Annotated in this window: 16 protein-coding genes; 6 read left to right on the top strand and 10 right to left on the bottom strand. The window is 59.2% G+C overall.

Features of this window, described 5'->3' with window-relative positions; all coding sequences use genetic code 11:
- The first annotated feature begins 71 nt into the window (after window positions 1–71).
- The 3 genes from HU718_RS10660 to HU718_RS10650 are packed head-to-tail and all read left to right on the top strand — an operon-like array spanning window position 72 to window position 1797.
- Window positions 72–566, top strand: a complete 495-nt coding sequence (locus tag HU718_RS10660) for a PAAR domain-containing protein (RefSeq protein ID WP_102900938.1) — start codon at window positions 72–74, stop codon at window positions 564–566.
- A 49-nt stretch (window positions 567–615) separates the two neighbouring features.
- Window positions 616–1365, top strand: a complete 750-nt coding sequence (locus HU718_RS10655; protein WP_102900937.1) for a hypothetical protein — start codon at window positions 616–618, stop codon at window positions 1363–1365.
- Entirely contained in the window at window positions 1366–1797 is a 432-nt protein-coding gene (locus tag HU718_RS10650; RefSeq protein WP_186613612.1) for a DUF4952 domain-containing protein, read from the top strand. It begins immediately after the preceding gene.
- On the opposite strand, the gene HU718_RS10645 is transcribed toward HU718_RS10650, so the two are convergent.
- Entirely contained in the window at window positions 1779–2621 is an 843-nt protein-coding gene (locus HU718_RS10645; RefSeq protein WP_186613614.1) for an arylamine N-acetyltransferase family protein, read from the bottom strand. The two genes, HU718_RS10650 and HU718_RS10645, sit on opposite strands and share 19 nt — an antisense overlap.
- A 101-nt stretch (window positions 2622–2722) precedes the next feature.
- Window positions 2723–3517 carry an exodeoxyribonuclease III gene (gene xth, locus HU718_RS10640; protein WP_186613616.1) on the bottom strand — a complete coding sequence of 265 codons (795 nt, stop codon included), beginning with the start codon at window positions 3515–3517 and terminating at the stop codon, window positions 2723–2725.
- 129 nt (window positions 3518–3646) lie between these two features.
- On the opposite strand from xth, the gene HU718_RS10635 reads away from it, so the two are divergent.
- Entirely contained in the window at window positions 3647–4228 is a 582-nt protein-coding gene (locus tag HU718_RS10635) for a GNAT family N-acetyltransferase (protein ID WP_150705736.1), read from the top strand.
- A gap of 3 nt (window positions 4229–4231) precedes the next feature.
- Here the strand turns inward: HU718_RS10635 and HU718_RS10630 are convergent, their stop codons facing one another.
- From HU718_RS10630 to HU718_RS10615, 4 genes are all read right to left on the bottom strand, one after another.
- Complete coding sequence (locus HU718_RS10630) at window positions 4232–5674, bottom strand: mechanosensitive ion channel family protein (RefSeq protein WP_186613618.1); 1443 nt, start codon at window positions 5672–5674, stop codon at window positions 4232–4234.
- A gap of 218 nt (window positions 5675–5892) precedes the next feature.
- Complete coding sequence (gene ycaC, locus HU718_RS10625) at window positions 5893–6519, bottom strand: isochorismate family cysteine hydrolase YcaC (RefSeq protein ID WP_102900931.1); 627 nt, start codon at window positions 6517–6519, stop codon at window positions 5893–5895.
- A 57-nt stretch (window positions 6520–6576) separates the two neighbouring features.
- Window positions 6577–7260, bottom strand: coding sequence for an isochorismatase family protein (locus tag HU718_RS10620; protein WP_186613620.1), 684 nt, complete (start codon window positions 7258–7260; stop codon window positions 6577–6579).
- A gap of 86 nt (window positions 7261–7346) precedes the next feature.
- Window positions 7347–8213 carry a pirin family protein gene (locus tag HU718_RS10615; RefSeq protein WP_186613623.1) on the bottom strand — a complete coding sequence of 289 codons (867 nt, stop codon included), beginning with the start codon at window positions 8211–8213 and terminating at the stop codon, window positions 7347–7349.
- A 105-nt stretch (window positions 8214–8318) separates the two neighbouring features.
- On the opposite strand from HU718_RS10615, the gene HU718_RS10610 reads away from it, so the two are divergent.
- Complete coding sequence (locus HU718_RS10610; RefSeq protein ID WP_186613625.1) at window positions 8319–9227, top strand: LysR substrate-binding domain-containing protein; 909 nt, start codon at window positions 8319–8321, stop codon at window positions 9225–9227.
- Window positions 9228–9445: 218 nt separating this feature from the next.
- Window positions 9446–10249, top strand: a complete 804-nt coding sequence (gene dkgB, locus HU718_RS10605; RefSeq protein WP_186613627.1) for a 2,5-didehydrogluconate reductase DkgB — start codon at window positions 9446–9448, stop codon at window positions 10247–10249.
- A gap of 4 nt (window positions 10250–10253) precedes the next feature.
- Here the strand turns inward: dkgB and HU718_RS10600 are convergent, their stop codons facing one another.
- From HU718_RS10600 to HU718_RS10585, 4 genes are all read right to left on the bottom strand, one after another.
- Window positions 10254–13472 (bottom strand): transporter substrate-binding domain-containing protein, encoded by a 3219-nt coding sequence (locus HU718_RS10600; protein WP_186613629.1) that lies wholly within the window; start codon window positions 13470–13472, stop codon window positions 10254–10256.
- Between the two features lie 9 nt (window positions 13473–13481).
- A complete protein-coding gene (locus HU718_RS10595) occupies window positions 13482–14108 on the bottom strand; it encodes a response regulator transcription factor (protein ID WP_102900925.1) in 627 nt (208 codons plus the stop codon).
- A 134-nt stretch (window positions 14109–14242) separates the two neighbouring features.
- Complete coding sequence (locus tag HU718_RS10590) at window positions 14243–14665, bottom strand: chemotaxis protein CheY (RefSeq protein ID WP_102900924.1); 423 nt, start codon at window positions 14663–14665, stop codon at window positions 14243–14245.
- A gap of 120 nt (window positions 14666–14785) precedes the next feature.
- Complete coding sequence (locus HU718_RS10585) at window positions 14786–15502, bottom strand: MgtC/SapB family protein (protein WP_007913384.1); 717 nt, start codon at window positions 15500–15502, stop codon at window positions 14786–14788.
- Window positions 15503–15615 lie beyond the last annotated feature (113 nt).

Genomic DNA, 15615 nt, shown 5'->3' with positions numbered 1-15615 from the left:
ACGTGGCACGATCAGAAGCGATGCCGTACGGATCAACGGATGCCCCTGCCGGGCAAGAAAAGGAAGTCACCATGAGTGGAAAACCCGCTGCACGCGCCACAGACGCCACAACATGCCCTGCCCATGCGGCGCAGAAAATAGTTGCCGGCTCCCCCGACGTATTCTTCGATGGTTTGCCAGCCGCGCGCCTCGGCGACCCCGCCTCTTGCGGCAGCTCCATCAGCGGCAACATTTCCGCGACCGTTTTCATCAATGGTAAAAACGCCGCCACGCAAGGCAGTCTGGGCAGCCACGGCGACGTTATCGTCGGCGGTTCCGGCACCGTCATCATTGGCCAGAGCGGCGGTGGCGCAGCGATCAGCCCCGTTCCGCCGATCAATTTGGGTTTCGACGAACAGTTCACGTTGCTGGACGCCGATGGCGAGCCCGTACCCGACTTCGCTTACAAGATCACCACCGCGTCGGGCAAGGTAATCCGCGGTGTCACCAATGAGCGCGGACTGACTCAAAGAGTGTCGACCCGCGCGAGCGAAATGCTGCATCTGGAGCCTGACGACCTAGCCTGAGCAGAAAAAAACCAGCGGCTGAATTCACCTGAAAGGAGCTGTAACCAGCATGGCGCAGGCAATCCTCAACAATAACCAGGCTCCCTCGAACCGACAGGGTGGCAGTACGCATCCGGCGGTCGTTGTCACCAAATACACCAAACGGGCTGACGAAAACGGTTGGCTGAGTGTCAAACTCGAGCCTAAGGGCACACTTGTCGCCCTCTGCGAATACACCAAAGTGACCTTCACCAAGGAATCCGGTGGTCGGACCTACTTCCGCATCGCCGACGGCAATTCTGAGTTTGTCGGGCAGACGGCCAGCCTGAAAACCGAAAATGCCTTGAAGTACCTGATGGACACCCCGCCCACAGCGCCGGCCACCGTCAAGGTCAAGTACACCGGAGCACCGGCCCATGCGATATCGGAGTTCAAAGGCAAACTCCTGCAGCAATGGGCACAGGTCAGCTTCAATGGCAAAACGGCGAAGGTGACGCTGAACAGCCAGTGGGGCGGCGAATTTACCCCGATTCCTCCCGGACGCCACCGGATCATGGCACCCGACCGCTCCCACGGAAATATCTCCACAGGTGGCTACAAGGCACAAGGTAATCTGCATTGCACCGACGTCTGGTTTCCAATCGAACTGCAAGGCACAAAAGGCAACAGCAGTCGTTACATCCACGTCGGCCATTTGTCCGACGGCTGTGTAACCTTTTATGAGCTGATCAAATGGAACGATGTTTACGACTACCTGATCTGCCGGCGAGTCAAAGGTGAAGGCGGGAAATATGTCGGTGAATTGCTGGTGGAGAAATAATTGAAACGGTTGCTACTTATCCGATTGATACCCGCGCTGCTGTTGGTCATTGCCAGCAGTGCCAATGCCAGTGCCGACTTTGGCTGTGATGACTTTCTGTCGAAGCTCGCAGACAAGCCGCCGTTTGTTGAATTCAAAGGCTGCAAACAGGCGCTTGATCGCATGGGCCAGCCATTTTCAGCCAGCTACGAAGTATCCGGGGCCAATGCTTCGAAAGCCGAACAGTACCTTGAACAGCACTTCGGGATTTCGCCGATCACGCGCGCCTGTTGTGTCTGGGACTCGACCCAAAATGGATTCAGAGATCCAGCAACAGGCATCAACTACCTGATCAGCATTGGCTCAGAGGAAACAGAGGTCAGGCAACGGGAGTCGTGGGCGAAGATCAATCGCTTCACGATCCAGGTCGATGCTTACGCTGAGGATCCCTGACCAGGCTGGACAAGGTGTCCGAGCACCGGCCTTAACAACTCTGGGCGCGCGACGCGTATCCCGAACTCAACCTCAAGCAGGCCGAGTAGATCTTCTACATCCGCGACCTCACGCCGCTCGCTCTCGGCGCCCATGCGATGAACAGCGAAACTGCCGTTGTTCAGCGTCTTGCGCCAGCCCTCACCAGTACGCGCAACCATTAGACGCTGGGTAAACGGTGACTCAGGATGTGTCGAGACGTACCAGTTGCCAATGGTGTAATCGATGTCTTCCTGGCGTTGCAGATCGAACAGGTACATCGATCGCCATTCCCCCGCCACCTTGGCACGCAGCATGTAGCCGTCGGGCTGTTTTTCAATGCGATAAGGTTCGTGTGGCGTTGGTTGCTCCGCTTCGGTGTCGAGGAGCAGCGGTGCAGTCGGCACCATGCCACCGAAGCCGACATCGGTGATGTAGCGCACATCGTCGATGGTCACCAGACTCAAGCGGTGCGTGCGCGCCGTCCAACTGCCTTCCGGCTGATTCATCACTACACGCCCGCTGATAGCGCGTGCGTCGAAGCCCAGTTCAAGCAACAAGGCAAAAAACAGATTGTTCAGCTCATAGCAGTAGCCACCGCGACCACCGAGCAGGACTTTCTCTTCAATGGACGGCAGGTCGATCAGTACCGGCGCCCCGGTGATCGTCGCCAGGTTCTCGAAAGCAAACACGCCGGTGTGGCGCAGTTGCAATAATCGCAAGCTCTCCAGCGTGGGCGCCGGCGGGGCATCAAACCCGAGGCGTTGCAGGTACAGCTTCAGATTCGTCAGGCGTGGCTCACTCATTGCTCGATCCTTATGCATGGGGCCGCAGGTCACTGCGTTGATGGTCGCCATGTATACGGGATCGGGCACTGTTTTCGACAATTGATTTCGCCAATCGCCCGCTAGCGTTTCTTGCGTGAACCGATACGAATCCACGTCGGCGCATGGTCACTGGCGTGCGGTTCGTTGCGCACCCAGGCGTCTACGCCGGCCTCATGCAGATAAGGACTCAGCGCCGGGTTGAGCAGCAGATGATCGATGCGCAGGCCGGAATTGGTTTGCCAGTGTTGGCGAAAGTAATCCCAAAACGTGTAGAGGCGATCCTCGGGATACAGATGCCGTAGAGAGTCGGTCCAGCCTTGATCCAGCAAGCGCTGATAACACTCGCGACTCTCAGGTTGCAGCAGCGCATCCTTGAGCCAGGAACGGGTGTTGTAGATATCCATATCAGTGGGCACAACGTTGTAGTCACCGGCCAGCACCACCGGGTGATCGCTGCTTTGCAGGTCCTTCGCGTAGCTGATCAGCCGTTCGAACCAGGCCAGTTTGTAATCGAATTTCGGCCCCGGCTGCGGATTGCCGTTGGGCAGGTACAGGCACCCGACCAGAACGCCGTGCACCGCTGCTTCCAGATAACGGCTGTGCTGGTCATCGGGATCACCCGGCAGACCGCGCCGGCTCTCCAACGGTTGCGCGTCGCGGGCGAGAATCGCCACGCCGTTCCATGCCGCCTGCCCCTGCCATATCGCACCATAACCGGCGGCTTCCAGTTCGGCGGCGGGGAACGCCGTGTCGACGGATTTGAGTTCTTGCAGGCAGGCGATGTCCGGTTGTTCGCGCTTGAGCCAATCCAGCAGATTTGGCAGACGCGCCCGTAAACCGTTGACGTTGTAGGTGGCTATCCGCAGGTTTTTCATCGGCGCAGGCTCCTGCCCGTGGGCTGTGAAAATTGTGACCTCGTGAACATCGTGGCGGTTGCATCGGATCCGCCCGGTACGGCGTAATAGGCGCTCGCCTTTCGCCCGCACTGCCGAGACCTGATCGCTATGAAAACCACGCTGCAAGGTCAGCGCATTCTTCTGCGCCCGCTTGAGTATGCCGATGCCGCCGCCCTGCTCCACGCGGCCGCCGACGGCGAGCTGTGGAATCTCACCGTCACGGTCGTGCCTTCAGCAAGCACCGTCGACAGCTACCTGACAAAAGCCCTCGATGGCCGTGACGCCGGTACCGTGATGCCGTTTGTCATTGTCTTGAAAGACACCGGGGAAGTGATCGGTTCAACCCGCTTCTGGAAAATAGACCCGCTCAATCGCAAGCTGGAAATCGGCAGCAGTTGGATCTCCGCGAGTTGGCAGAAATCCTTCGTCAACACCGAAGCCAAGTACCTGATGCTGTGTCACGCCTTCGACGTGCTTGATTGCGTGCGTGTGCAGTTCACCACCGACGAGAACAACCAGAAGTCACGCAACGCGATTCTGCGCCTTGGCGCGCAGCAGGAAGGCATCGTCCGTCATGAGCGGATCATGCCGGACGGACGCAAGCGCAACTCGGTGCGCTTCAGCATCATCGACGACGAGTGGCCGCAGGTACGCCAACAACTGGAACAGAAACTCGCCCGCGACCGGTAATGCTCAGGCGCGATTGCGCAGCCATTGCAGAAAGCCTTTTTTCGGTGCGACCACCGGCGTTTCCTCGGTCAGCGATTGCGCCTTGTGCAGGCGATAATCAAGCAAGGCTTGCATCGCGTCGTTGATGTCGTGACGGGCGTCGAGGCACGGCTTGAGATAGGACTTTTCAATGCGGTACAGCACGCAGAAGGTTTTCGCCGAAAAGTCCGCCGGCAGCGAGGTGTCGGCAAGAATCCCAGCCTCGCCAATCACCTCGCCGGGTCCCATGCGCCCGGATTCGAACGGCGTACCGTGGCGTTTCAACGTCACCGAAACCACGCCGGACTCAATAATGAACAGGTGATCGCTGACCTCGCCGCCCGCAAGAATGACTTCACCGGCGCGGAAAGTTTGCTGGCTCATGTTCTGACTGAAGGTGTCTTTCTCTTCCTGACGCAGGGTGGAGAAGATTGGCGAACTGTCGAGCAGCGCCCGAGGCCGCGACAGGTTGGTCGGCGCAGTGCTTTCATCGCTCGACAGCAGATTGACCCCAGACGCCTGCAAGTGCCGATAGGCCAGATCGAACAGCTGATTGCGCACCACGCGCTTCTCGCCCATCGATGCAACGAAGCCACTGATCTCGTATTCCGCACCACTGCTGCCGGAGCTTTTCAGTGCGACGCTCGGTGCAGGTGTGTCGAGCAACTGGCGACAGCCCTGCATCGCCCGCTCCAGTGCATCAATCACCGAACTGGGCCGCGCATGCGGGCTGACCTGCACGCTGACCGCGACGCCAAACATATTGCTCGGCCGACTGAAGTTGATGATCTTGGCCTTGGCCGCCAGCGAGTTGGGAATCACCGCCATGCTGCCCTGACTGGTTTGCAGGCGCGTGGCGCGCCAGTCGATATCGGTGACCCGGCCTTCGGTGCCGTCGATGGAAATCCAGTCATCCAGTTGATACGGCTTGGTGGTGTTGAGGACGATCCCGGAGAACACATCGCTCAACGTACTCTGCAAAGCCAGACCGACGATGATCGCCAGCGCACCGGACGTCGCCAGCACGCCTTTGACCGGCAGATCCAGCACATAGGCCAGCGCAGCAATGATCGCGATGAGGAAAATCACCGCGCCGAGCAGATCCTGCAACAGCCGCCCGGTGTGGCCGACCCGCTGCATCATCACCGCGCCGATCAACACCGTCAGGGTGCGCGCACCGAACAACCACCAGCCAATCTGCAACCCGGTCGCTGCCAGGTGCAGCGGCACGTTGTCGGCCCACGGCGCCGGCTCCATCGGGTTGAGGCCTTCGTTGAACAGCAGCACGCTGAACAAAGTGAAAATCAGCACCCGCACCAGCAGTTTCCACTCGCTGCCATGGGAACTGATCAGACGCCACAAGCCCAGATCGAGGAGGATCAGGATCAACGCGCAGAACAACGGGTGTTCGGTGAGCAGAGACAGCATCAAACAACTCCGACGGGGGCCAATCGCGAGAAGATCGCACAGATTGAGCAAGTGTAGGAGCAATTGATTTCACAGCATGAACACCCGCGCCAAAACACCACAAACCCCATGTAGGAGTGAGCCTGCTCGCGATGGAGGGGTATCAGTCGAAATCTCTTTGACTGACCCACCGCTATCGCGAGCAGGCTCACTCCTACAGGTATTGCGTAAGGCCTGGGTTATTTGCCGTTAGTCAGGGTGCTGTAGCTGGTCATCAGGTTGCGGTAATCCGGGATGTGGTTGGAGAACAGCGTGCCCAGCCCTTCAATGTCGTTGCGCCAATCGCGATGCAGCTCGCAGGCCAGACCGAACCAGGTCATCAATTGCGCACCGGCACTGGACATGCGGTTCCACGCCGATTCCCGGGTCAGTTCGTTGAACGTACCGGATGCATCCGTCACCACGAATACGTCGAAGCCTTCTTCCAGCGCCGACAGCGCCGGGAACGCCACGCAGACTTCCGTCACCACACCGGCGATGATCAACTGCTTCTTGCCGGTGGCCTTGATCGCCTTGACGAAGTCTTCGTTGTCCCAGGCGTTGATCTGCCCCGGACGAGCGATGTACGGCGCATCGGGAAACAGTGCCTTGAGTTCCGGCACCAGCGGACCATTGGGGCCGGTTTCAAAACTGGTGGTGAGGATCGTCGGCAGTTTGAAGTACTTGGCCAGATCGGCCAGCGCCAGCACGTTGTTCTTGAATTTGTCCGGCTCAATGTCACGCACCAGCGACAGCAGCCCGGCCTGATGGTCGACCAGCAGCACCGCAGCGTTGTTCTTGTCCAGACGTTTGTATTGAGTGGTCATTGCAGTAATCCTCGCGGGTGGTAGAGGCCAACCGATGGTCGGCCTCAGGAGACTCGATCAGCGCTGGGAATCCAGCACTTCGTGTTCGTTCGCGACTTGCTGAGCCTTGAGGTAGCTTTCGATCAGCAATTGATAATGCGGCATGGCCTGGGCGTAGACGGCCGCCCACTGCTCGGCATCGGGACGGTTCCACGAGCCTTGCAGCTCGGAAAGCGTAGCCATGATGTCGATCGGCACCACCCCGGCCTGGGCCAAACGGGCAACGGTCAGATCAGTGGCGAGTTTTGAGTGATTGCCGGACGCGTCGACCACGGCAAACACCCTGTAGCCTTCGTACACGGCGGCGATGGACGGGAACGCCAGGCAGACGCTGGTCAGGGTCCCGGCGATCACCAGGGTTTTCTTGCCGGTGGCTTTGACCGCTGCGTGAAATTCCGGATTGTCCCAGGCATTGATCTCGCCTTTGCGCGCCACGTATTGCGCATGCGGCGCCGCTTCGTGAATCTCCGGGATCAACGGCCCGTTCGGCCCTTGCGGCACGGAGGCGGTGGTGATTACCGGCATCTTCAACAGGGTCGCGGCTTTGGCCAGTGCGATGGCATTGGCGCGCAGTTGCGGCACGTCCATGTCCTTGACGATCTGGAACAGACCGCTCTGGTGGTCGATCAGCAGCATCGCTGCGTCGCTGGCATCGATGGTCGGTTTCTGGCCGTCGAAGTTCGCTGCATTGACAGTGTTCATGGGTGTTTCCTCTTTTCTATAGGCAACAGCCATCCCTGGCCTGCGAACCGGCCTACGCGTCCTGTGTAGAGCGGAGTGGTGGTGCGTTAAGCGTGCATCTGGCCGAAGCGGCCGGACTGGAAGTCGGCGAAGGCCTGGTGGATTTCCTGCTCGGTGTTCATCACGAACGGGCCGTGGCCGACGATCGGTTCGTCGATCGGCTCGCCGCTGAGCAGCAAGACGACCGCGTCCTGGCTGGCTTCGAGAGTCAGTTGCTGGCCGTCACGTTCGAACAGCGCCAACTGCCCTTCGCGCACCGCTTCCACACCGTTGACCTGCACCGAGCCTTTCAACACCACCAGCGCGGTGTTGCGGCCTTCGTGCAGATCGAGCGTCAGCAACTTGCCGGCGTTGAGGCGCAGATCCCACACGTCGATCGGCGTGAAGGTACGCGACGGGCCGGTGTGGCCATCGAACTCACCGGCGATCAGCCGCAGGCTACCGGCGTTGTCCTTGAGCACGATGCTCGGGATGTCGCTGTCGAGAATGGTCTGGTAGCCCGGCGCGGCCATTTTGTCCTTGGCCGGCAGGTTGACCCACAACTGGACCATTTCCAGTTTGCCGCCGGTTTTGGCGAAGTTTTCCGAGTGAAACTCCTCGTGAAGGATCCCGGAAGCGGCGGTCATCCATTGCACATCGCCCGGGCCGATCACGCCGCCACTACCGGTCGAGTCGCGGTGCTGAACCTCGCCTTCATAAACGATAGTCACGGTTTCGAAACCACGGTGCGGATGCTGACCAACGCCACGTCGCTCGGTGGTCGGGGTGAAATCGGCGGGACCAGCGTGATCGAGCAGCAGGAACGGGCTGATGTGTTTGCCCAGGTTGTCGTAGGAAAACAGCGTGCGAACCGGGAAACCATCGCCGACCCAATGGCCGCGCGGGCTGGTGTAAATACCGATGATGTTTTTCATGGTTGTCTCCAATTTGGGTAAGTGATGCGATGGATCAAGCTTAAATCCATGACCATTAATGCACTAGACTGCAAAAATCAGCCTTAGCGTTCTATATGGAGAACGATGATGGAAGACCTCAACACCCTCTACTACTTCACCCAAGTGGTCGAACATCATGGTTTCGCTGCCGCCGGGCGCGCACTGGACATGCCCAAATCGAAACTCAGCCGGCGGATTTCCGAACTGGAAGAACGCCTCGGCGTGCGCTTGCTGCATCGCACCAGCCGTCATTGTTCATTGACCGAAATCGGCCAGGCCTATTACCAGCGCTGCCTTGCGATGCGCGTCGAGGCCGAAAGCGCCGCCGAGCTGATCGAACGCAACCGCTCCGAACCTCAAGGTCTGGTGCGTCTGAGTTGCCCGACGGCGCTGCTCAATTCGTGGGTCGGGCCGATGCTTACGCGCTACATGCTCAAATATCCGTTAGTGGAGTTGTTTATCGAGAGCACCAACCGCCGTGTTGATCTGCTGCACGAAGGGTTCGACATCGCGCTGCGAGTGCGTTTTCCGCCGCTGGAAAACACCGACATGGTCATGAAAGTGCTCGGCAACAGTACGCAATCAGTGGTCGGCAGCCCAGTATTTGTCGAACGTCTGTCGTCACCGCCCTCGCCCGCCGACCTCAATGGTTTGCCGAGCCTGCATTGGGGCGCCGCGCAGCGCGAGTATCAGTGGGAGCTGCTCGGGCCGAATGACAACACGGCGCTGATTCGGCATACGCCGCGAATGGTTACCGATGATTTGATTGCCTTGCGCCAAGCGGTGATTGCCGGCGTTGGCGTGGCGCACTTGCCGAGTGTGGTGGTGCGTGAGGATATTGCCGCCGGACGCGTCGTCGAGCTGATTCCGGGTTGGGCGCCCAAGTGCGGGGTGGTGCATGCGATTTTCCCATCGCGGCGCGGGTTGTTGCCGTCGGTGCGTACGTTGATTGATTTTCTCGGGGAGGAGTTTGCGCACAGCGATATTGCCTGAATTGGTGGTGCGCCCTTCGCGAGCAAGCTCGCTCCCACAAGAGCACGCATTCCAATGTGGGAGCGAGCTTGCTCGCGAAGAGGCCAGCCCGGACAACACAAATCCTGGAAATGATTCATGACTTCTGATCAACAGTGCTTTGCCCCGTCAGCGGTTTTTCTCAACCATCCGGATGCGGATACTCCTGGCCATTCCCACTGCAAACCCTGGAGTTCTTCATGTCTGTTCCCGCTTTCGGCCTTGGTACATTTCGCCTGCAAGGCCAGGTGGTCATCGATTCGGTCAGTACCGCCCTGGAACTCGGCTACCGGGTCATCGACACCGCGCAGATCTACGAAAACGAAGCCGATGTCGGTGTGGCCATCGCGGCCAGCGGTATCCCCCGCGAAGAGCTGTTCATCACCAGCAAGATCTGGATTGCCAACTTCGCCAGGGAGCGTCTGATCGCCAGTCTCAAAGAGAGCCTGGAGAAGCTGCAGACCGACTACCTCGACCTGACGCTCATCCACTGGCCATCGCCGGACAACCAAGTGCCGGTCGAAGAATTCATGGGCGCATTGCTGGAAGCCAAGCGTCTGGGCCTGACCCGGCAGATCGGCATTTCGAACTTCACCATCGACCTGATGAAACAGGCCATTGCGGCCGTCGGTGCCGAAAACATCGCGACCCACCAGATCGAGTTGCATCCGTACCTGCAAAACCGCCAAGTGGTCGAGTTCGCCCGCAGCCAGGGCATTCACATCACCTCGTACATGACCCTCGCTTACGGCGAAGTACTCAAGGATCCGCTGATCCAGCAGATCTCCGAGCGCCTGCAGGCCACCCCGGCGCAAGTCACTCTTGCCTGGGCGATGCAATCGGGTTATGCGGTGATTCCGTCATCGACCAAGCGCGCAAATCTGCTCAGTAACCTCGGCGCCACCGCACTCACGTTGAGCGATGCCGACATGATGCACATCGCCACGCTTGATCGTGGTTATCGCCTGACCAGTCCAACAGGCATTGCGCCACAGTGGGATTGAACCGTTAAGCCTCAAGACGCTGCGCGAGGCCGTGCAAGGCATCACGCAGCGTCTTGATCGCCATGACGACCGCCTCGGCTTCGGCCGCACGGCAGGCCTCTTCCAGATCAGTGCACGCTGACACCAGCCGCGCCGCGCCGACCATTTGCGCGCCCCCCTTGATGTGATGGGCCAACTCGCGCAGTCCGCCGCGGTCATGTTCATGGTTCATCTGGTCGAGCTGTTGCAGATCGTTGTGCAGGCTGCTCAATACTTCTTCACGCAGGCGTCGGATCATCGAATGGTCATTGCCGGCCATCTGCTCCAGCGTACTCAGATCGAGTTCCTTCAGAGCGACCTCCTCGACCGACTGAACTTCACTTTCACAATGGCTGGCCCCCTTCAAGGCCTGCTGCAGATCGTGCAAGCGAATCGGTTTGAACAGGCACTCATCCATACCGGCATCGAGGCAGCGAAGCTTCTCCTCCACCTGCGCGTTGGCGGTAAACCCGAGGATCAGGCAAGGTGTCCGAGCGCTCTGCGTTTCCTCATCACGAATGGCCCGCGCGAGCGCGTAGCCGTTACGCCGCGGCATGTTGCAGTCGGTGATCACCACATCGAACGCCTGTGCCCGCCAACGCTCCAGCCCGGCATGACCGTCCTCGGTGTCAACCGTGCGATGCCCCAGTTCACTCAACTGCCAGCACAACAACAAACGATTGACCGGATGATCGTCCACCACCAGAACGCTGAGTGAATGCCCAACCGCCTCCAATACTTGCGCGTGGGCCGGAACGTGTGACAACGCCTGCAGCAGTGGCATCTGGAGTCTGATTTCAACCCGAGTCCCGAGACCCGGTTCACTGTCGAGCCGCAATTCGCCGCCCATCATTTCGCACAGGCTGCGACTGATCACCAGGCCCAGACCGGAACCGCTGCGCGCCGATTGAACGTTATTGCTCGCCTGCACGAACGGACTGAACAGCCGTTGCCGGTCCTCATTGCTGATCCCGATCCCGCTGTCTTCGATGAGCACCTTCACCGCCAGTCGCTCGGCTGACGTTGGCGTCACAACCAGCCACAGACTCACTTCGCCATCTTCGGTGAACTTGATCGCGTTGCTCAGCAGGTTTGACAGCACCTGCTTGAAGCGCGTCGGATCAATCAATACATCGACGTCGCTATGGGCATCCAGTTCGATGTGCCACAGCAAGCGTTTCTGCCGTGCCAGCCCCTCGAAGACCCGACACACCGACACCACCAGTTCACGCAGATTGGCCCGTTCGGGAGCCAGGGACAAATGCCCAGTCTCGATACGCGCGATGTCGAGAATGTCACCGATCAGTGCCAACAACTGTTGACCGGCGTTGGAGGCCACCTGAATCGCCAATCGATCGGTCACGCCTTCCTCCGCCCGTTTCAAAGCCAGCTCGAGCATGCCGATCAGGGCGTTCATCGGTGTACGAATTTCATGGCTCATGGTTGCCAGAAACGTGGTCTTGGCCCGGTTGGCATCGTCCGCTGCGTCCTTGGCTTGCTGCAATTGCCGTAACCACTGCTGACGCTGGCGGATTTGCCAGCGCTGAAAACCGATCCACGCCAGCGCCAGTATCAGCAAGCCTGCCGCACCGGCAAAACCAAAGACAATCTCACGGCGATGCCGCAACCAATAGCTGTCATCCACCACCACGTCATGACTCCAGCGTTCAACCAGTTCGTCCATCTGTTGCGGGGCGATGCTCAGCAGCGCCTTGTTCAGGATCGAATGCAACGCCGACGCTTGCGGCGCAGTGGCCAGCGCGATACGGGCCGGTTGGTCGCCGATGGTACTGGCGATGCGCAGACGATCGCGGTAATGACGCGAGATCAGAAAGCGCGCGACCAGCAATGAGCTGACCGTGGCGTCGACCTGCCCCTTGGCAATCATTTCCATGCCCTCGGCGGGGCTTCTGACGTCGACAATGCGTAAGCGCGCGACGCGCTCCTGCAGATAACCACGCAATGGATGGCCGCGATAAATCGCCAAGCGCTTGCCCTGCAGATCGTCGAGACTGCGCACACCCTGCGTCATTGCCGCACTGACCAGCACAAACGGATTATTCAGATAGGCACGGGTAAATTGCAGTTCGTTTTCGCGCTCACTGCTGGGCGTTACCACGGGCAACAGATCCAGTTCCCCGGTTTTCAATTGCTCGATCTGACGATCCAGCGAACTCCCTCGGACAATCTCGAAATTCAATCCGCTGCGCTGGCTGATCAAGGCCAGCAGTTGCGCTGAAAGCCCGCTGAAACGGCCATCCGCGTCAAAGAACGTCAGGGGTGCGAAGTCTTCAATGCCGCCGACCCGTACCACTGGGTGCAGATCTCGCCATTGCCGCTCGACGGCACTGAGTTGCACCTGTGATTGTTCCGCCATCTCGGCAAGGCCGGCACTCCAGCGCTGCTCGATGCGCTGCCGATGTTCCATGGGGATGGCTGCCAACGCCTGGTCGACGATACGCTTGAGGCGCACCTGGCTACGCAGCAGCGCAAAGCCGAACGGATTGGCGTCGAGCCCGGCGGGCCCGGTCAACTGCAGATCGTTACGGTAATTGGTGTTGATCAAGTAGTTGGCACTGATGAAGTCGCCCAGGTAAACGTCATCGGTGCCAAACGCCACGGCGCCGAGTGCATCCATCGCCGACGGGTAGCGCTGCACGCTCGCTTCGGGATAGAACGCCTGCACACTCGCCAACGGCAGATAATCCTCGACCATGGCCACGCGCTTGCCCGCAAGATCCACCGGCAAGGTTTCTTCGAGCCGGGTCACCAGCATCGGCTGATCTTCGGCGTAGGCCCGAGACAAAATGAACGCAGGATCAGCAAGCTCGAAACTGTTCGAAGTGCCCAGCAGCTCCACTTCACCGTGTTTAAGCGCGGCCATGGCCGCATCCCGGTTGGCGTAGCGCTGTATCTGTATCCGCACGTTGAGCAATTGCGCGATCAGATCCGCGTAGTCAGCCGTCAGCCCTTCCAGCTCATGCCGATTGCGCGTCACCTCGAACGGCGGATAGTCGGGCCCTGAAATACCGACGCGCAAGAGTGGATGCTCCTGCAGCCATTGACGATCCTGTCCATCCAGTCGTATCTGGATATTTTCCGGGCGGGTCCGGCTCAGCACTTCCAGCATCACTGGCGCGTCGTTTGCTCCTGCCGATGCGCCGAGGGTCATCAACAACGCGAAAACGACCCGACGCAGCTCCATGGCCGATCCTCAAATCAAACCGTTACGTTGGGCAAATTCGCGTAGCATCACCAGTGACAATATTCCCAGCTTGATCATCAGGCGGGTCTTGTAGGTGCTGACGGTTTTGTGGCTCAGATGCATGTCCTGGGCAATGGTCTTGTTGGCTTTGCCTTGTGCCAGTTGCAGCAAAATGGCCAGCTCTCGATCGGAAAGCTGATCGATCATCTGCTTTTCCGATAGTTGGATAGCGTTCAAGGTACTGGTGCTGTCAGTCAGCGCGCTGAAATAGCTGTAGCCCGCCATCAGCGCCTGGATCGCCTTGTGCAACTGCTGCAATTGATTGCTTTTGGTCACATAAGCCATGGCTCCGGCGCGCAGGCAGCGTTCCTGATAGATCTCCGGCGCATGCAGGGAGAACACCAATATTCGGCAGGCCGGGTAGTTGGCCTTGATGCGCACGATCACGTCCAGGCCACTGAGCCCCGGTAAATTGAGATCCAGCACCACCAACTGTGGCGAATGCTCACGAATCATCTCCATCACTTGCTCGCCATTGGCAACCTCATGAATCTGTTTAAAGCTTTCGGCCTGCAATACGATTTTAACGGCGGCGCGCACCACCGGATGATCGTCGACGATCAGCGCTGACCTCATGTCCACTCCCGGTGCAAAATCTGACGACGGACCGCTGGCACAGGCTCACGCGGACTCAGTGGCTGCGCTGGGACTGTTACACGTAACGGCAAGTGAATCACCTGTCAGACCTGACAGTTGCGCCCAGTGTCTTTCTATGCATAAGCCAAACGCCGCAACGCCTCATCCTGCTCCAACCGAGGTCTGTCGACCCACGTCATCAACTGCGTGATCGCCTGTGCATTGGGCAATGCCGCATGACTGATCTGCAGGTTGCCCAGGGCAAAGCCCTCGGCCATCTGCATCGTTGTCGACGGCACTTTGTAGACCAACGCATGACGCACCTGCGGGTTATCAAGCAAGAATCCCGGCAGATCCAGCGCACCGCCCGCCAGTTCGGCGTTGATGACTACCACATCGAACGGTTCGCAACCGTAGTCCACCAGTGTCAACAGCTCGGCGAGGCTCTGCACCGGTGCAACACGGTAGTAATCGAGTTCGTTGAACAACCGCTCGATTTTCATCCGGTAAAAATGTTGCGTGTCGGCGATGAGGATACGCAGGGCTTTATTGATCATGCTCAATCTCCTGGCAGTCAGGTTTTCGGGTGCGGCAAGACTACGCAACCTGATCGGCAGCTTCTGTAGGACTTTTCCGAAAAAACTGGCCGTTCGCCTGAGAGCCAGCACGGTTGCCACTCACTCGGTGGTACTCGGACTCCAGAACGCCTGCACCACCAGGGCCGATGTCGAGATCCGTGCCACCAGAGCATCCAGTTCATCACCATCCACCGAAGTGGTCGCCAGGGTGGCTTCGATCTCGATTTCATCGGCACCGAAGGCATGGACGTCGACATCACTGGCCGGGTAATTGCTGCGCTCAAGCTCGGCTTCGAGCAAGGCGAACACGGCGGTTTGCTGGGAGCGGCGGGCGATGACGTAGACGATGTTGGTAACTTCCGCCGAGACCACGTCCAAAGGCTGACGGTTGATGTTGTTGACGATCGGCCGCAGCAAGGTGTTGGCGGCCAGAATGAACAGCGTGCCGAGTACCGCTTCGGCAAGCAGATCGGCGCCGGCACAGGCGCCGACCGCTGCAGACGTCCACAGGGTCGCGGCGGTGTTGAGGCCGCGCACGTTGCCCTCTTCGCGCATGATCACCCCGGCGCCGAGAAAACCGATGCCGGACACCACGTAAGCGACCACACGCACCGCGCCTTCGGCACCGGCGAGACGGTTGGCCATGTCGACAAATATCGCCGCGCCGACGGCGACCAGTACGTTGGTGCGCAGGCCGGCAGTGCGTTGCCGGTACTGGCGCTCGAAGCCGATCAGGCCACCGAGGATGAATGCAGCGCTGAGGCTGACGAGGGTGTCGAGCAGCGAATCGAGGTTGAGGTTGTTGATGGCTTGCATGATGAAATCCTTGAGAACACAACTTCCCCCTGTGGGAGCGAGCCTGCTCGCGAAAGCGGAGTGTCAGCCACTACAGCTGTGGCTGAAAAAAAACCTTCGCGAGCAGGCTCGCT

The organism is Pseudomonas tensinigenes, from assembly GCF_014268445.2.
GTDB classification, from domain to species: Bacteria; Pseudomonadota; Gammaproteobacteria; order Pseudomonadales; family Pseudomonadaceae; genus Aquipseudomonas; species Aquipseudomonas tensinigenes.
Note: the sequence above shows the minus strand (reverse complement) of the source record. Positions and strands in the feature narration are given on the sequence as shown.